General features: G+C 32.3%; 18 protein-coding genes. 11 read left to right on the top strand and 7 right to left on the bottom strand.

Annotation, left to right across the window (positions count from 1 at the left end):
• Positions 1-43 precede the first annotated feature (43 nt).
• The 5 genes from LPB87_RS07695 to LPB87_RS07675 all read right to left on the bottom strand — a co-directional run bounded on the left by LPB87_RS07695 (position 44) and on the right by LPB87_RS07675 (position 5007).
• Entirely contained in the window at positions 44-826 is a 783-nt protein-coding gene (locus LPB87_RS07695; RefSeq protein ID WP_129540223.1) for an enoyl-CoA hydratase-related protein, read from the bottom strand.
• 12 nt (positions 827-838) lie between these two features.
• Positions 839-2254: an ATP-binding protein gene (locus LPB87_RS07690; protein ID WP_129541127.1), complete on the bottom strand. Its 1416-nt coding sequence runs from the start codon at positions 2252-2254 to the stop codon at positions 839-841.
• Positions 2255-2398: 144 nt separating this feature from the next.
• A complete protein-coding gene (locus tag LPB87_RS07685) occupies positions 2399-2947 on the bottom strand; it encodes a CopD family protein (RefSeq protein WP_129540224.1) in 549 nt (182 codons plus the stop codon).
• 22 nt (positions 2948-2969) lie between these two features.
• Positions 2970-3989, bottom strand: a complete 1020-nt coding sequence (gene hemH / locus LPB87_RS07680; protein WP_129540225.1) for a ferrochelatase — start codon at positions 3987-3989, stop codon at positions 2970-2972.
• Between the two features lie 145 nt (positions 3990-4134).
• Complete coding sequence (locus LPB87_RS07675; protein WP_230605522.1) at positions 4135-5007, bottom strand: AraC family transcriptional regulator; 873 nt, start codon at positions 5005-5007, stop codon at positions 4135-4137.
• Between the two features lie 228 nt (positions 5008-5235).
• Between LPB87_RS07675 and hemA the strand changes: the two genes are divergently transcribed.
• The 10 genes from hemA (at position 5236) to LPB87_RS07625 (ending at position 13533) form a co-directional block, all read left to right on the top strand.
• Complete coding sequence (hemA, locus tag LPB87_RS07670) at positions 5236-6492, top strand: glutamyl-tRNA reductase (RefSeq protein WP_129540226.1); 1257 nt, start codon at positions 5236-5238, stop codon at positions 6490-6492.
• A gap of 74 nt (positions 6493-6566) precedes the next feature.
• Complete coding sequence (locus LPB87_RS07665; protein WP_129540227.1) at positions 6567-6971, top strand: GxxExxY protein; 405 nt, start codon at positions 6567-6569, stop codon at positions 6969-6971.
• Between the two features lie 174 nt (positions 6972-7145).
• Positions 7146-8072, top strand: a complete 927-nt coding sequence (gene hemC, locus LPB87_RS07660; protein WP_230605521.1) for a hydroxymethylbilane synthase — start codon at positions 7146-7148, stop codon at positions 8070-8072.
• Positions 8072-8737 carry a uroporphyrinogen-III synthase gene (locus LPB87_RS07655; RefSeq protein WP_129540229.1) on the top strand — a complete coding sequence of 222 codons (666 nt, stop codon included), beginning with the start codon at positions 8072-8074 and terminating at the stop codon, positions 8735-8737. Before hemC ends, LPB87_RS07655 begins: the two co-directional genes overlap by 1 nt.
• Positions 8738-8785: 48 nt before the next feature.
• Entirely contained in the window at positions 8786-9811 is a 1026-nt protein-coding gene (gene hemE, locus LPB87_RS07650; protein WP_230605520.1) for a uroporphyrinogen decarboxylase, read from the top strand.
• Between the two features lie 138 nt (positions 9812-9949).
• Positions 9950-10603, top strand: coding sequence for a hypothetical protein (locus LPB87_RS07645; RefSeq protein WP_230605519.1), 654 nt, complete (start codon positions 9950-9952; stop codon positions 10601-10603).
• A gap of 66 nt (positions 10604-10669) precedes the next feature.
• Positions 10670-11050, top strand: a complete 381-nt coding sequence (locus tag LPB87_RS07640) for a hypothetical protein (RefSeq protein WP_230605518.1) — start codon at positions 10670-10672, stop codon at positions 11048-11050.
• Positions 11051-11072: 22 nt separating this feature from the next.
• Entirely contained in the window at positions 11073-11594 is a 522-nt protein-coding gene (locus tag LPB87_RS07635) for a GNAT family N-acetyltransferase (protein WP_230605517.1), read from the top strand.
• A complete protein-coding gene (gene hemF / locus LPB87_RS07630; RefSeq protein WP_230605516.1) occupies positions 11591-12496 on the top strand; it encodes an oxygen-dependent coproporphyrinogen oxidase in 906 nt (301 codons plus the stop codon). The genes LPB87_RS07635 and hemF overlap by 4 nt, the downstream gene beginning before the upstream one ends.
• Before the next feature lie 92 nt (positions 12497-12588).
• Positions 12589-13533, top strand: coding sequence for a DUF4421 family protein (locus LPB87_RS07625; RefSeq protein ID WP_230605515.1), 945 nt, complete (start codon positions 12589-12591; stop codon positions 13531-13533).
• Between the two features lie 51 nt (positions 13534-13584).
• On the opposite strand, the gene LPB87_RS07620 is transcribed toward LPB87_RS07625, so the two are convergent.
• Both LPB87_RS07620 and LPB87_RS07615 read right to left on the bottom strand, forming a co-directional pair.
• Positions 13585-15381, bottom strand: coding sequence for a hypothetical protein (locus LPB87_RS07620; RefSeq protein WP_230605514.1), 1797 nt, complete (start codon positions 15379-15381; stop codon positions 13585-13587).
• A 41-nt stretch (positions 15382-15422) separates the two neighbouring features.
• On the bottom strand, positions 15423-16055 hold the full coding sequence (locus tag LPB87_RS07615; protein ID WP_129540237.1) for a hypothetical protein: 633 nt from the start codon (positions 16053-16055) through the stop codon (positions 15423-15425).
• 229 nt (positions 16056-16284) lie between these two features.
• Here LPB87_RS07615 and hemB point away from each other — a divergent pair, with 229 nt between their 5' ends.
• Positions 16285-17277 (top strand): porphobilinogen synthase, encoded by a 993-nt coding sequence (gene hemB / locus LPB87_RS07610; RefSeq protein ID WP_230605513.1) that lies wholly within the window; start codon positions 16285-16287, stop codon positions 17275-17277.
• Position 17278: the final 1 nt, after the last annotated feature.

Below are 17278 nucleotides of genomic sequence, written 5' to 3'. Positions count from 1 at the left end.
GAACTTAACGCGAAAAAATTAGCCTTCTTTGCGGTTAAGAAACCTATTTTCCTGTAAAAACAGCTTTTCTTTTTTCTAAAAATGCAGTTGTTCCTTCGATGAAATCTTTAGTTCCGAAGCATTTACCGAAAGATTTTATTTCAACTTCATAACCATTTTTGCCATCTTTATAATTAGCATTGATAGCTTTAATTGCTTTAGAAATTGCAATTGGAGCATTCTTAATTATCTTCTCAGCAATAGTATTGCAATAAGTAATAAGTTCAGCCTGAGGAACGACGTGATTAACTAATCCGTATTCTTTTGCTTCTTCAGCGTTAAGCATTCCTGCAGTCATAATCATTTCCATTGCACGACCTTTACCAATAAGTTGTGGCAAACGTTGCGTTCCTCCATATCCAGGAATAAGTCCCAGAGAAACTTCAGGTAATCCCATTTTGGCATTATCAGAAGCAATTCTGAAATGACAAGCCATTGCTAATTCTAATCCGCCACCAAGAGCAAAACCATTAACAGCTGCAATAACAGGTTTTTTTAGATTTTCGATAAAATCAAACAATTTCTCCTGACCTTCGGCCGCTAAAGCAGTTCCTTCTTCGATCGTATAATTTGCAAATTCAGATATATCAGCTCCAGCAACAAAAGCCTTTTCGCCACTTCCGGTTAAAACAATCACACGAACATCATTGTTTTTTGCTAATAGCTTAAAAGCTTTTTGTAAATCATTAATAGTCTTCTTATTTAACGCATTAAGCTTAGTCGGACGATTAATTATTATTGTTGCAATTTTCTCTTCGATTGAGATTAATATATTTTCGTAGTTCATGACACTATTGTTTTATGAGTTTGTAATTGGTAGCGTAACCGTAAATGTGGTTCCTTTTCCGTATTCTGTTTCAAAGGTAATTGTTCCTTTATAATTTTCGATAATGTTTTTTATAATTCCGAGTCCAAGACCCATTCCGCTATTTTTTGTAGTGAATTTTGGTTCAAAAACACGATCAACATCTTGCTTTTGTATTCCTATTCCGTTGTCTTTTACAGTAATTTCAACATTGTCCCCTTTCCTTTTAACTGTAACTAAAATCGATTTGTTGTTTTGAATTTCAGGAATAGCTTGAGTAGCATTTTTAACTAAATTGGTAATAATTCGGATAAGTTGTGTTCGATCCATTTTAGAAATGATTTCCTCTTCATCACTTTGAAACACCAGATATTCTTCGTTAAAGATGTCTAACGAAAGTTCTACAACTTCTACCACATTTAATGTTTCATTTTGTTGCGCAGGCATCGAAGCAAAATTTGAAAATGCGGAAGCTACAGCAGACATAGTATCTATTTGCTGAATTAATGTTTCGGAGTAATCATTCAATTTTTGTTTTACATCAGGAGCCGAAGGATCAAATTTTCTTTGATAGCTCTGTACCGTCAGACGCATTGGCGTAAGCGGGTTTTTAATTTCGTGTGCCACTTGTTTTGCCATTTCACGCCAAGCTTCTTCACGTTCGCTTTGTGCTAGTTTTATGGCGCTTTTTTCAAGCTTTTCAACCATTCCGTTGTAAGACTTGATTAAGAAATTAATCTCTTTGCTACTGGCTTCTAAAACAATCTTTTCATTTTTCTGATTCAGATTGGTTTCGCTTAGCTTATCCGAAATAGTTTTTAATGATTTGGTAATGTATGTTGACAGGAAATAAGCTAATGCAAATGCTACAATAAGCATAAATGAATAGACCTGTCCTAAACGGATTAAGAAAGTATTCAATTCATTTTCATAATAACCGTCGTCTTCTATGTATGGTAAGTTTAAGATTCCAAGAGGCTTGAATTTTTCATCTTTAATCAAACTATAAGAAGAACGGTTTTTTACACCATCTTGAGTTTTTATATCTACAAAACGTTTCTCGATAGAAGAACGTACTAGTTTTAAGATGTATTCAGGGATTGGAGGAGGAACTTTATCAACGGCAAAAGATTCTTTAGATGATTTTAAAAGTTCTCCTTTAAGACTGTAGATATTGATTTCGATATTATGAATTTGAGCTAATTCATGAATTTTATCTTTAAAAATCAGATCTAAGTTAGCCGTTTTTAAAGGATAAGTAGTTGTAGATAACACATAGTTAATGTGTTCTTTAACTGCATTTTCTTTGCGCTCTAACCGTTCTTGATGGTATTCTTTGGCTTCATTCTTAAATTGAATGATAGAAATCGAAGCCAGTAAAACAGAAGCCACAACAATCAATACAATCATCGAAAGGAATATCCTAACACGCAACGAAAGCATTGACATTTTGAAGTTCTTAAGCATAAGTTTTGTTTTCTTTGTTTTAGATTTCAAGTTTCAGATTCCGTCGCAATTGGCAACTTGAAACCAGAAACTTGAAACTAAAAAAAACTATTTCTTCTCTCGTAATCTTTTATAAAATTTAAATCCGAGCATGATTAAAACAGAAAATAAAAAAATTCCGATTACACCATAAATCCAGTTGATTGCATTTTTTAAAACAACTAAAAACACTACAGCAAACAAAATTATCGTTGCTCCTTCATTCCACAAACGCATGAAATTAGTGGTGTATTTTACATTGTCATTTTGCAATTGTTTGAATATCTGATGGCATTTTCCGTGATATAAATATAATAAAAATACGAAACCAAGCTTTACATGCATCCAAGGCATTTGTAACCAAGCTTTTCCTATATCGGTAAAAAGCAACATCCAAAAAGCAAAAATACTTGCTAATACTGCTGATGGCCAAGTGATAATGTACCACAATCTGTAGGTCATTATCTTGTATTGCTTTTGTAAAATTTCTTTCTCAGGAGACGGCTTGTCATTCGCTTCTATTTGGTAAACAAACAAGCGTACAATATAAAACAGCCCAGCAAACCAAGTGATTACAAAAATGAGGTGAAGCGATTTCAGGTAGTTGTAATATTCCATAAAACGTATCTAAAAGAGTTTTCTAGTTTTTCTTTTGCCAATCTTTAATCCAATTTCCAACAGTTTCGCACCATTCATCATCATCATTTAAACATGGAATTGCTAAAAACTCTTCTCCACCGTTTGCTTCAAAATCTTCTTTGGCGCGCATAGCGATCTCTTCTAATGTTTCTAAACAATCAGAAACAAAAGCAGGAGTTACAACTGCAAGATTCTTGATTCCTTTTGCAGGCATTTTATCAATTTCAACATCAGTGTAAGGCTCAAGCCATTTATCACCAGCCAATCGAGATTGAAAAGTCAAACTGTATTTATCAGCAGGAAGCCCTAATAGTTTTACAACCTGTCTTGTCGTTTCATAACATTGGTGGCGGTAACAGAAATCATGCGCTGGAGACGGTGTATTACAACAAGAACCATCAATTTTACAATGTGATTTTGTTATGTCGGTTTTACGAATATGACGCTCCGGAATTCCGTGATAAGAAAATAATAAGTGATCGTAATCAAAACCAACCAAATGTTTCTTGATAGAATCGGCAAGGTTTTTAATATAATCAGGTTTATTGTAAAATGCAGGAACATCAGTAAAAGTCATCTGTGGAAATTTCTTTTTACGAATCTCCTCAGCTTTAACTAAAATTGTTAAAGTCGATGCCATTGCATATTGAGGATATAAAGGAAAAAGCAACACTTCGGTAACTCCTTTTTCATGTAATTCTTGAAGTCCCTTTTCAATTGTCATACTACCATAACGCATAGCCAATGAAACGGGAATATCTACTAATGGTTGTATTTTTTTCTGCATTCTTTCAGATATAACCACAAGCGGAGAACCTTCGTCCCACCAGATTTTTTCATATGCATGTGCTGATTCTTCTGGTCTTTTTCTTAAGATGATTCCACGAACTAATAATGCTCTCAATAAATACGGAACGTCGATTACGTATTTATCCATTAAAAATTCATCTAAATATGGTTTTACGTCTTTTGGAGTTGGACTTTCGGGGGAACCCAGATTTACTAATAATACACCTTTCATTATAATTTTATTGCTTTAGGCTTTAAGCTTTAGGCTTTAAGCATTTGTTTGTTTAAATTTTAGCAAAAGTATAGATTCTTACTTTTGTTAAATTGCGATTAACTATTTTTTAATTATTGTTTGATATAGAAAACTGATACTGATTTTAAACATTAGTATTAATCGACATCAAATATTTCTTGGGAGTCGTTGCGAATTTCTTTTTAAAAGCGGCAATAAAATGACTTCCAGTACTATATCCTATTTTTAACCCAACCTCGTTTACGTTATATGAACCGCTATCGAGTAACTTTCGGGCATAGTCCATTTTATAATCAAATAAAAAACCATAAACAGTATCACCGTAAATTTGTTTGAAACCCATTTTTAGTTTCTTTAAGTTCAAACCAATTTCATCTGCCAATTCCTGTAAACCTGGTGGCTCGGCCATATTAGCAATAATGATTTCTTTGGCTTTTCGTATTTTTAAAACATTGTCTTCATCTATTAAAAATGGACATTGTTCGGCATTTGGGTCTTCGGTTCTATTAAAGTATAAACTTAATAACTCGTAGCCTTTACCCTTGTAATACAAGTTTTTTATAGATGGATGTAGATTATAATGAAATAGTTGACTAAGTACAATCGCCATCGATGGACTAATTTTTCCTTCGTTATAATATTTTTTATCCTTGTTGTCGGCGCTCAAGAAAGTTATGTAATCAGCTTCGGTCGAGAATAATGCGTGAAATTTTTTGATAGAAACAATTACTGATATTACCCAAGAATTAGGAGCAAGCTCTAAATGAAGTGGCAATTCTTTTTGAGGATTGTATAAAAGCAATGATTTTTCTTCTTGTAGTTCCAATGCATAATTGCCCTGATTGAACAGGAATTTTGCTTTTCCTTTTATACCAAAGTGAAACTGTATCAGGCCACTACCGATTTCTCGTTGGGCATTAAATACCTCCGAACTGTCATTCTGAAAACGAATAAGCGTAAAGTCGTCTTCAATTTTAATAATTTCTTGAGAACTCATAGCGATATTTTTTTTTGTTAAAAACGAAAGCTAACTCTAAATCTTATTTAGAATAACTCTAAATAAAACAATTCGAAAGACTTGATTTTGCTGCAAAAATAACGTTTTTTGCATAATTACAACCAATTAGAATTAAAAAAACACATAGCGACACAAATAGTACTTTGAGCGTTACTTTTATAAATACTATAATGATAATTTTGTTGCACTTTTATGATAAGGGTATCTATGGAAAATAATAACGTATCGAAACATCACTATTTTTATTCAGTTGGACTGAGCTATAAAAAAGCTGATGCTGCGATTAGAGGTAAGTTTAGTTTGGACGCTGATGCAAAATTGCGCCTGCTGGAACAAGCCAAGAATGAGGGAATTGAAAGTTTAATAGTTACGTCTACTTGTAATCGTACCGAAATATACGGGTTTGCTGAGCATCCTTTTCAACTTATAAAATTGATTTGCGAAAACAGCAATGGTTCTATCGAAGAATTTCAAAAAGTAGGTTTCGTATATAAAAATCATGAAGCAATTAATCATCTCTTTAAAGTAGGAACTGGTTTAGACAGTCAGATCTTGGGAGATTTTGAGATTATTGCACAAATAAAATCAAGCTTTACACAATCAAAATCTTTAGGTTTGGCCAATACTTTTATCGAAAGATTAGTAAACGCTGTGATTCAAGCTAGTAAGAAAATTAAAAATGAAACCGAAATAAGTTCAGGTGCCACTTCAGTATCTTTTGCTTCGGTTCAATATATTATAAAAAACGTAGAAGATATCGGTAACAAAAACATCTTGTTGTTTGGTACAGGTAAGATTGGTAGAAATACATGTGAGAATTTAGTAAAACATACTAAAAACGAACATATTACTTTGATAAATCGTACTAAAGATAAAGCCGAAAAACTAGCTGGTAAATTAAATCTTATTGTAAAAGATTATTCAGAGTTACATCTTGAACTACAAAAGGCCGACGTTGTTGTTGTAGCAACTGGAGCACAAAACCCTACGGTTGATAAAGCAATCCTAAATCTTAAGAAACCATTATTGATTTTGGATTTATCGATTCCTAAGAACGTAAATGAAAATGTAGAAGAACTGGAAGGAGTTACACTAATCCACATGGATTATTTGTCACAACTTACAGATGAAACATTAGAGAATCGTAAAAAACACATTCCTGCAGCCGAAGCTATTATTGAAGAAATTAAGGAAGAATTTGTAAACTGGACCAAAGGAAGAAAATTTGCACCAACGATAAATGCTTTGAAAGAAAAACTGAATGCGATAAAAAATTCAGAATTGGATTTCCAAAGTAAAAAAATAGCTGATTTTAATGAGGAACAAGCCGAAATTATCAGCGCAAGAATCATTCAGAAAATTACAACACATTTTGCCAATCACCTAAAAGATGATGATACTATGGTAGATGAAAGTATCGAATGGATCGAAAAAGTATTTAAAATAGGAGTGGGTGCAAAATAAAATTTTAACCATTAAGAGATTAAGAAAAGTTAAGTTTTTTATTCTTTAAAGAATGGTGAAAAAATGATGTTCTTATGACAAAAAAGGAGGTTACTCAATTGGCTTATGAAATTACTGGCTTTGCAATTAAAGTTCATAGAGCACTTGGGCCTGGTCTTTTAGAAAGTATTTATGAGCAATGCCTTAAATATGAATTAGAACAAAATGGATATGATGTAAAACAACAATTAGTAGTTAAAATTGATTATTATGATCTTGAATTAGAGTCAGATCTAAAAATAGATTTATTAGTCAATGATTGTGTTGTTGTAGAGTTAAAAGCAATAGAAAATTTATTACCAATTCATGAAGCGCAATTATTAACATACATGAAATTATTGCAGAGACCTCAAGGGTTATTAATTAATTTTAATACTTTAAACATAACAAAATCAATGAAACCGCTTGTGAACGAGTTTTTTTCTAGATTACAAGATTAGGAAAAAGAAATAGAACCATTAAGAAATGAAGAAAAGTTAAGTTCTAAATTAGTGAAACTTAATTCTTAATGATTTTAAATATAATAATTAGCAACTTAAAAACTAAAGACAATGCTTAATGAATCTTAATATCTTAATGGTGAAAAAAGCAACTTTTAGTTTTAAAAAATAATAATGGCAGACAAAATCATAAGAATAGGAACTCGCGATAGCGAATTGGCTCTTTGGCAAGCGCATACGGTCGAGAAAAAACTAAACGATTTAGGATATAAAACCCAAATTATTGCGGTTAAATCACAAGGAGATATATTACTTGACAAACCACTTTACGAACTCGGAATAACTGGGATTTTTACGAAAACACTCGATATTGCTATGATTAATGGCGAAATAGATATTGCAGTGCATTCTATGAAAGATGTTCCTACGGCTTTGCCAAAAGGAATTGTTCAGGCAGCCGTTTTGGAAAGAGCCAATTCATTAGATATTTTGGTTCATAAAGGGAATCTAGACTTCTTAAATGAGTCAGCTACTATTGCAACTGGAAGTTTACGTCGTCAGGCGCAATGGTTAAACAAATACCCAAATCATAAAGTAGTCGATTTACGTGGAAATGTAAATACACGCATGCAAAAGTTAAACGATAGCGATTGGAGCGGAGCCGTTTTTGCAGCAGCCGGATTAGAAAGAATCAATTTAAAACCAGGAGATTATATTAATCTGGATTGGATGATTCCGGCACCTGCTCAAGGTGCAATGGTAGTTGTAGCAATGGAGAATGATAATTTTGCATTGGATGCCCTGACCCAACTTAACGATATCGAAACTGAAATAGTTACCTATATCGAACGTCAGTTTTTAAGAACATTAGAAGGAGGTTGTACCGCACCAATAGGAGCTTTGGTTCAATATAATGAAGAAGAAGATACACTTCATTTTCAAGGCGCTTTGTTTTCATTGGATGGAAAAGTTAAAATGGAAATAGATAAGACTGTTCCAATCGAAGAATGGAAAAAATTAGGATTTAATATGGCAAAAGAAATTCTTGAAAACGGTGGGGCCGAATTGATGAAAACGATTAAAGAATCTCTAAAGAAATAATGGCAAAATCAATTCAAATATTATCTACAAAAGTACTTTCTAGCATTCAAAAACAAGAATTGCAAAAAGCAAATATTGATTTAGTCGAAGCAAATTTCATTGAAACCCAAAATAAACCTTTTAAGATTCAAGATATCAATGAAAATTTGATATTTACAAGTCAGAATGCGGTTCATAGTGTTTTATCTGATCCAAAATCAGAAGAATTAAAAAGTAAAAATGTCTTTTGTGTTGGTTTAAAAACAAAGATATTATTATCTGAAAGCGGATTTAATGTAATAGCTTATACAGGTTACGCAGCGGATTTAGCCGAAATAATAACTCTGATTTATGCTAATGAAAGCTATACTTTTTTTAGTGGAAACCTTCGCAGAGAAACATTGCCTAAAGCACTAAAAGATGCTGGGGTAAAATTAAATGAGATTAAAGTGTACGAAACTACCTTAACACCTCAAAAAATTACTTCACCAGTAGATGGAATCATGTTTTATAGTCCATCTGGAATTGAAAGTTATCTGAAAGACAATACTATTAAAAATGAAAAATGCTTTTGTATTGGAGAAACCACAGCAGAAGCTTTAGAAAAAATTACTAAAAATATCATCATCGCAGATCAACCAACTGTAGAAGATGTTATAGAAGATGTTTTACACGAATATAAATAAAACTTTGCAACCCTGTCACTTTGTGGCTTTGCACCTAAAATAAAAACCATGTTAAAAAACGACCTATTTTTAAAAGCTTTAAAAGGAGAAACAGTTCAACGTCCGCCAGTTTGGATGATGCGTCAGGCAGGAAGATATTTACCAGAATTTATCGCTTTGCGTGATAAATATGATTTTTTCACCCGTTGTCAAACTCCAGAATTAGCTGCAGAAATCACTGTACAGCCTATTCGTCGCATTGCTCCAGATGCTGCAATTTTATTTTCGGATATCTTAGTAGTTCCACAAGCAATGGGAATTGAAGTATTGATGAAAGAGAATTTTGGTCCGTTTTTGCCAAATCCTATTCGTACAATGCAGGATGTTCAAAGAGTTTACATTCCGGACATTCAAGAGAGCCTTGGTTACGTAATGGATGCAATTAAACTAACAAAGGAAATGCTGAATGATGAGGTGCCTTTAATTGGTTTTGCAGGTTCACCTTGGACAATTTTCTGCTATGCTGTAGAAGGTAAAGGTTCTAAAAGTTTTGATACTGCAAAAGGATTTTGTTTTTCAAACCCAGCAGCGGCACACACATTGTTACAAAAAATTACAGACACAACCATTTTATATTTAAAAGAGAAGGTAAAAGCCGGAGTTGATGCTGTTCAAATTTTTGACTCATGGGGAGGAATGCTTTCACCTGTTGATTATCAAGAGTTTTCATGGAAATACATGAACCAAATTGTTGAAGCTTTGGCTGATCATGCTCCAGTAATTGTTTTCGGAAAAGGATGCTGGTTTGCTTTAGGCGAAATGGGACAAAGTCGTGCTTCGGCATTAGGAGTTGACTGGACTTGTTCAGCAAGAAATGCTCGTTATTTATCTGGAGGAAATATTACACTACAAGGTAATTTTGATCCATCAAGATTACTCTCACCAATTCCAACCATTAAAAAAATGGTACATGAAATGATTGATGAGTTTGGAAAAGATAAATATATTGTAAATTTAGGTCATGGAATTTTGCCACATATTCCTGTAGATCATGCAAAAGCATTTATTGATGCGGTTAAGGAATACGGCAATTAGTATATAGTTATCGGTTGCAGATTTCAGACTCACTAAAGGCTGAAATCTGTTACTGAAAATAAATATTTCGGTACGAGATGAAAGGCCTAATTGGATAAATGTTTGTTTATTTGATGTTTTAAAAGAATGGGAAAATAAATGCTCGCAAACATAAACTTTCATAGAAACTCACCATTCTCTTTTATAGAGTATGGTTTTTATGCCTATTATGCGTCTGTATTTTTGATGGTTTGGTTATACCCTGAACAATACAATGTTAGCTTGATAAACGATTTAGCAGTATTAATCGTTTTTGAATTTATAATGGTTCATTCAGGAGTTTTTATGGCAGTTTTACCAAAGAGGTACTCTATTTTGGTCTTTTTTCCCATGTTTGGTCTTTTTGCATATAGTTTTAATAATTCTGTTATTGATACAAATATTTTTTATATTTATTTGCTGACAGTTTTAAATAGAATGCGATTTGCTTTTTCAAATGTTAGTATTGAAGTTAGAGCAATAGAAATCGCAAAATCAGTTTTTCGAGCTATATTATATTGTACCCTACTTTGTGCCACTGCATTAGGAAATGAGTTTATACCAAAATTGGGACTTACCTCCGAATTTTTGCAGAAATATCATTACTTTGACACAATTAAATCTAGTGGGTTAATTATGGAAAAGCCTTATATAGCAATGTGTATGGGTTTTTTATATTATTCATTACCCGTTTTATTTTTCTTGTTCAGAATAATAAAACGTGCTCATCATTCTTATTTTGTAAATGAAAGAGTGATAAAAAGATATTCTTAAATTGCTGAAATGTTGATGATGCAATAGATAATATTAGAAACTTTGCAGAAAATAAAATATTAAAATATGCTAAACAAAGGATTACGAGACGAAGAAAGTACCCGAATAGACAATGTGCTTAAAGTATTAATGTCTATTGGATTCTTGCCTAAGTTTTGGAATGTAGAAGACACGAGTCTTATAGATAATGACCTTAAAAACTTTGGTTTAAGCGTGGAAAGCCTGGTTAATCTTAGCGAAAAAGATTTAATTACACTTCTGGTTCGATGCCATTTAGATTGGAATCAATTAGAGTTATTTGGAGATTTTCTAGTTAAATTCTCAATTGTTGAAAATTATAATTTTTCAGGAAAAGCAATTGCTATTTATGAATATGTTCAACAAGAAAGCAAGACTTTTTCATTTGGAATCATTAGCAAAATAGCTTCAGCAAAAGCAAATTTATAATCAAGTGTTAATGTATAAAAATGTGGACTTTCAAATAACAATCTTAACTTCAAAAGATGCAGTAAGTCTTCATGAATTAATGTTTTCGAATACGGAACAGTTTAAAAGATATTTCCCTAAAACACTTGCTAAAAATCTAACACTTGAAGCTTCAGAAAAATACATTTTGGAGAAACATCAAGAGATTCAATTGAATTCTGAACTTACATATGCAATTAAAGAAAATAGGACTGGTAAAATTGCAGGGTTAATTATTATCAAAAAGTTGAATTGGGAGACCAAACAAGGTGAATTTGCTTATTGTATTGGATTAGAATATCAAGGAAAGGGCTGGATGTCTGAGGCCGTAAGTCAAATTTCAAATTATGCTTTCAATGAATTACAATTGAAAACATTACAAATCATTTCTCATAAAACGAATTTCGGAAGTATTAAAGTCGCACAAAATTGCGGATTCTCATGGAGAAAAACATTAATAAATGAATTTACTCCAACAGATGAACTTCCTTTAGATATGGAACTATACGAACTAACAACAAGATGAAAGAACAATTTTATAAATACATACAAAGTCTTCAAGATACAATAGTTACAGGATTAGAAGCAGTTGATGGTCAAGCCAAATTCCGCGAAGACATCTGGGAACGCCCAGAAGGCGGAGGAGGAAGAACACGTGTAATCGAAAACGGAGCTGTCTTTGAAAAAGGCGGTGTTAATATATCGGCAGTTCATGGTAAATTACCAGAAGCCATGCAAAAAATGTTTAATGTAGGCGAAGCTGATTTTTTTGCATGTGGATTAAGTTTGGTGTTACATCCAAAAAATCCAATGGTTCCTACAGTACATGCCAATTGGCGTTATTTTGAAATGTATGATGAGAAAGGAAAAGTAATTCAGCAATGGTTTGGCGGAGGACAGGATTTAACGCCTTATTATTTGTTTGAAGAAGATGCCAAGCACTTTCATCAGACTTGTAAAACAGCTTGTGATAAGCATAATCCAGAGTTTTACCCAAAATATAAAAAACAATGTGATGCTTATTTCTGGAATGCACATCGCAACGAAGCTCGAGGAATTGGAGGATTGTTCTTTGATTATTGCAAGGCTACAGATGACATGAGTATGCAGGATTGGTATAATTTTGTTACTGAAGTAGGAAATAGTTTTCTAGAAGCCTATGTTCCTATTGTAGAAAGAAGAAAAGCTTTATCATATACTGAAGAGCAAAGAAAATGGCAAGAAATTCGTCGTGGTCGTTATGTTGAGTTTAATCTAGTTCATGATAAAGGTACCTTATTTGGTTTAAAAACTAATGGTCGAATCGAGAGCATATTAATGAGTTTGCCACCTCATGTACAATGGGTTTATGATCATCATCCCGAAACAGGAAGTGATGAGGAAAAGTTAATAAATGTGTTAGAAAATCCAGTTGATTGGATTCAATAATAATTTTTAAAATCTAGATTAAACAGGATATATCGCTCCACTGGAGCTTTGCTTAGAAAACATATTAAATTGACTTATTATAGATATAGAAAATGGATCTAAAACTGATTTATATTATGTTTTTTGCAGGAGTTTTTGGGTGTTATGCTCAAAAAGATTCTCTTCAAAATTCATATTTTAAATCATATGATGACAAAGTAACAGCAAGTCTTTATTATCTAGATACATCAAATAATTTTCAGATTGTTTACCCTGTTTCAGAAAAGGAGAAGGCAACACTTGATTTGATTCCAAATCGAAAAGAACAATTAGGAGCTTCGCTTTCGTTTAAGTTTGTTGATTTGTCATTTGGTTTTTCACCAAAATTTCTAAATGCCAATAAAGATAATATTGACTCTAAGCTTTTAAATTTTAATGCAAGATTGTATCATAAACAATGGATGCAAAGCTTTACTTATTTTTATCAAAAAGGGTTTTATGTAAGTCAAGATGGGATAAATGCTGCTTTTCCAGGATTTCGTTCCTTAAAAATAGGAGGTGCTACATCTTATATTTTCAATAAAAAATTCTCGTATAAGGCAATTGCTGGTCAGAACGAGTGGCAGATGAAAAGCGCAGGGAGTTTTATCCCTAATTTTTCGGCTTATTACACTAATATAAAATACAAATCACCAGAGGATAGAATAAACGGAGATGTATATTTATTTTCGCTAGCACCATCTTATTTTTATAATCTAGTTTTAGGAAAAAATGTTCTCGTTTCGGCAGGGTTATCTATGGGAGCTGGAATCAATATTACAGATGGAGAAACAAAAGTGCTTTACGAAATAGATACAAGCTTAAAAATAGGTTACAATTCCGATTCATTTTTTGTGTTCATGAATGTTAATCATCTCAATTTTATTCAGGGCGAAACAGATAGTATTGGTTTAAATGATAACATATCGACTCTAAAGATTACCGCAGGTTATCGATTTAATGCTCCTAAAAAACTGACTCATATTTATGATAAAATAAATCGAGAAACAGGATTATAAAAAAAATGGCTAACATATTTAATGTTAGCCATTTTTAGAAATATATCTAAATTATTTACCAAGTTCCTCAACAAAATCTAAGGTTTGTAAAATAATATTTTTGTTTGATTGTAGCGAATTCAATTTCAATTCAAACTTCAATTTGTTGTTTTTTAATTTTTTAGAAGACAAAATTGAAATATCACTAAACTGTTTTGCTAATTGGTCGAGCCTTTTAACATCCGCAATTTTAGGTTTTTCAGAATTTTTATAAGCATTTGCTGTTTCAGCAATGTTTAATTTTGCCAAAAAGTAATTTGTTTTTAGTTCTTTTTGAGTGTCTTTTGCAAACCCACCATCACCAGACTGTAAGTAATCAAGACTATTTCCTATTACTATCACATCATTATCTTTAAGGATAAACATGTCACCGTATTCTTTGGTTCCTGTTATTTCGTAATAATTACCCTTTTGTACCAATAGGTTTTTACGAACACCTAATTGAATCAATTTGTCGCCAAAAGTAGGATGAGTAGAAGTGAAAATTATAGAAAAAAGCGGAACTGTCTTTTCTATTTTTTTTAGGACTTCAGTTTCTTCATAATTCTCGTCGTATTCATACGTTTTTTTAGTTATCTCTATTTCTTTGGTACCGTATAAAAACATGCTTAAATCACCATCAAATAATCTTGCAGTAGCTTCTTCATCGACAATAGTCGAAATCAAATCAGTTACAATAGCAATATCTTCCTTCTGGAATTTAGGATTATCTAATATCTTACTTGTTAACAATGGAATATTTTCCAGTGCTGCTTTAGAATTAATGTGGTACGATAAATATCCTAATGGTTTTTGGTTAGGGAAATATTTAAAAATTCGATTATTAATTCTTCTATTGGTTATTTTACCTGCAATTGTAGCAATAGGATCACTATATTCAACAATTTGTTCCATGCGAGCACCGTTATTGTCAAAATAAAAATCAATGTTCATTCCTTTTACAAAGTCGCCATAATTTTTTTGTGTAGGTAAAAATTCTTTATAGGTTGTAAATGGATATAAAACACCAAAACTTTTATAAAATGAAGACATAGCAGTACCATAATCAACCCAGGAACTAATATCGGCATTTGCAGTTATTTTATCAGAAGTTGGAGCAGTAAAACCATTTTCAAAAAGAGTTTTAACAAAGTTCGTTTGTTCAATTAGTTGTAAACTATCAAAAGCGACACGTTCTCTTTCATATTTTTTAAAATCTTCATCGGCTATAAGACTATCTATTCGAATTCTTTCTTCCATTTCCTCTTCAGTTTCTTCAACTGGCTCTTCAACAGTTTCTTCTGGAGCTACTTCGAGAGTTACTTCTTCTTGAATAGAATCATTTTCGTATAGATTAGAAGGATATTTTTTGGTAAACTCAATAATTACAAAGTAGTTATCATTCCATGCTATTGAAGTTTTTTTATCTCCAGTTGTTAAAAGAGTATATAGAGGAAACTCTTGAATTGTAGCTTGTGGTAACGAATCGGCTTCTTTTTTTGCATTTAATTTTTGCATGAAGTCCTTGATTTTACTTCTGTTTCTTGCCGGAATTGTAATTTGATAATATGGAGTTTCGCCAGTAAAATTTCCGTTAACTGTTGTCTTCTTGTCTAATTTAAAAAGATCTGCATATAGTTGAAAATCAAAATCGGCATTTTTTTCCTTGTATTGCTTTATTAATGAATGATTTAATACATCAGCGACACTTACTTTTTTCGAAAGTTGATCGCCATTAAACTGTATAAAATAATCGTATTTTTTAGAAATTGCCTGACTATTGGCTACTAAAGTTATTAATAGAATTAAATAAGTAAAGAACTGTTTCATTTATGGTTAGAGTTTGTTTTAGGGATTATAAATTGTGTGTACTAAGGAGTTAATCGGATTGTATTATTCATTAAAGATGATTTCTTAAGCACGCTGTACATGCTTTGTTTTAAAAAAACGGTCTTTTTATTTTTAGATATCTTACTGTTCGGGTTTTCAGAAATTGCAATATCACGGTCAAAAGTATAAATAGAGATAATGTTTGCCTGTTCTAAATCCTGTTTCTTCTTTTGGTCTTTTACCAAGTTTTCAGGAACAGGATAAGAAGCAATTCTCTCAAAGCCTTTTGTACTACTGTTAAAATGTATTTGATCACTTTGGTTATTAATGCTATTCACAACAGCATTAAGCGCCTTTAAATTCGCGTAATTCAGTTTAATAATGAAAATATAATTCTGAAAATCGGTTTTGGTGTTTACTCCTGTAATTCCTTCAATTTTTAAGGCTTTCGCTTTAAAATCGGCTAATTTTTTTGTGATTTCTTGTTCATTTGGAATTTTCACACCATCAACTTCTTCAAGCCAAATGGCAGATTTTGTTTTGAACCATGATTTCGAAAAATCAATCATAAGCGTATATTCACCACTTTGGTCATCATGGTGTTTGATTCGTTCTGTTATCTCAAAACATCCAGTTAACAGTAAACAGCAACATAAAGCGAGAAATTTCTTCATTCTGCAAATTTAAATCTAAATATTTGAAAAACCATGATATAAGAAGATTCTGAAAAAATATTTTTAAAACAATAAATTTTAGATAATATTAACGCATTCTAAACAATGCTAAAAGCCTTATTCTGTTGATTTTTCTTTAACTTTGCGACACAATTTTAATTTCAACTTTAAAATGAATGTGAAGTCGATTTTGCAGTAGCATTCTTTTAAAAAAATATAAAAATCATATATGTTCCCACTACAAAGAAACCGCCGTTTAAGAACTAATGAATCTATTCGCTCTTTAGTTCGTGAAACTACCCTAAGTCCAAACGATTTTATGCTTCCGATGTTTATTGCAGAAGGAAAAGATGTAAAAATCAAAATTCCATCAATGCCAGGAATCTACCGTCATTCGTTGGATAACACCATCAAAGAAGTAAAAGAAGCTTGGGCACTTGGTATTAAAGCAGTAAATCTTTATGTAAAAGTTAGTGAGAACCTTAAAGACAATAAAGGGGTAGAATCTTGGAACAAAGACGGATTAATGCAACAAAGCATCCGTGCAATTAAAGATGCTGTCCCAGAAATGATTGTTATGCCTGATGTGGCACTAGACCCCTACTCTATTTATGGACATGACGGAATCATAGAAAAAGGTCAAGTGATAAACGATGCAACTGTAGATGCACTAACTCGCATGAGTTTAAGTCATGCCGATGCAGGAGCAGATTTTGTTGCACCAAGTGATATGATGGACGGTCGTGTTCTGGCAATCAGAAGAGCATTAGAAGAAAACGGACATCACAATGTGGGAATTATGAGTTATAGTGCTAAGTACGCTTCGGCATTTTACGGTCCATTTCGTGATGCTTTAGATTCTGCACCAGTAGATCTTCAAGAAGTCCCAAAAGACAAAAAAACATACCAAATGGATTATGCTAACCGTATCGAAGGAATTCGCGAAGCATTGCTAGATGTAGAAGAAGGTGCTGATATTGTTATGGTAAAACCAGGAATGGCATATCTAGATATTGTTCGAGAAGTAAAAAATGCAGTTCATGTTCCAGTAGCTGTATATCAAGTCTCAGGTGAATATGCAATGGTAAAGGCTGCTGCAGAAAGAGGATGGCTAGATCACGATAAAATTATGATTGAGCAATTATATTGCATTAAGAGAGCCGGGGCCAGTATTATCTCGACTTACTTTGCCAAAGAAGCAGCAGTAATATTAAACAAATAAC

This window comes from Flavobacterium sp. EDS (assembly GCF_020991525.1).
Classification (GTDB): domain Bacteria; phylum Bacteroidota; class Bacteroidia; order Flavobacteriales; family Flavobacteriaceae; genus Flavobacterium.
Note: the sequence above shows the minus strand (reverse complement) of the source record. Positions and strands in the feature narration are given on the sequence as shown.

Coding starts and splice junctions, on each gene's coding strand:
- LPB87_RS07665 (WP_129540227.1), top strand. CDS start 6,567: ATGACAAAAAAGGAGGTTACTCAATTGGCTTATGAAATTACTGGCTTT.
- LPB87_RS07695 (WP_129540223.1), bottom strand. CDS start 826: ATGAACTACGAAAATATATTAATCTCAATCGAAGAGAAAATTGCAACA.
- LPB87_RS07625 (WP_230605515.1), top strand. CDS start 12,589: ATGGATCTAAAACTGATTTATATTATGTTTTTTGCAGGAGTTTTTGGG.
- hemA (WP_129540226.1), top strand. CDS start 5,236: ATGGAAAATAATAACGTATCGAAACATCACTATTTTTATTCAGTTGGA.
- LPB87_RS07675 (WP_230605522.1), bottom strand. CDS start 5,007: ATGAGTTCTCAAGAAATTATTAAAATTGAAGACGACTTTACGCTTATT.
- hemE (WP_230605520.1), top strand. CDS start 8,786: ATGTTAAAAAACGACCTATTTTTAAAAGCTTTAAAAGGAGAAACAGTT.
- LPB87_RS07640 (WP_230605518.1), top strand. CDS start 10,670: ATGCTAAACAAAGGATTACGAGACGAAGAAAGTACCCGAATAGACAAT.
- hemF (WP_230605516.1), top strand. CDS start 11,591: ATGAAAGAACAATTTTATAAATACATACAAAGTCTTCAAGATACAATA.
- LPB87_RS07685 (WP_129540224.1), bottom strand. CDS start 2,947: ATGGAATATTACAACTACCTGAAATCGCTTCACCTCATTTTTGTAATC.
- LPB87_RS07615 (WP_129540237.1), bottom strand. CDS start 16,055: ATGAAGAAATTTCTCGCTTTATGTTGCTGTTTACTGTTAACTGGATGT.
- hemB (WP_230605513.1), top strand. CDS start 16,285: ATGTTCCCACTACAAAGAAACCGCCGTTTAAGAACTAATGAATCTATT.
- LPB87_RS07645 (WP_230605519.1), top strand. CDS start 9,950: ATGCTCGCAAACATAAACTTTCATAGAAACTCACCATTCTCTTTTATA.
- LPB87_RS07620 (WP_230605514.1), bottom strand. CDS start 15,381: ATGAAACAGTTCTTTACTTATTTAATTCTATTAATAACTTTAGTAGCC.
- hemH (WP_129540225.1), bottom strand. CDS start 3,989: ATGAAAGGTGTATTATTAGTAAATCTGGGTTCCCCCGAAAGTCCAACT.
- hemC (WP_230605521.1), top strand. CDS start 7,146: ATGGCAGACAAAATCATAAGAATAGGAACTCGCGATAGCGAATTGGCT.
- LPB87_RS07655 (WP_129540229.1), top strand. CDS start 8,072: ATGGCAAAATCAATTCAAATATTATCTACAAAAGTACTTTCTAGCATT.
- LPB87_RS07690 (WP_129541127.1), bottom strand. CDS start 2,254: ATGATTGTATTGATTGTTGTGGCTTCTGTTTTACTGGCTTCGATTTCT.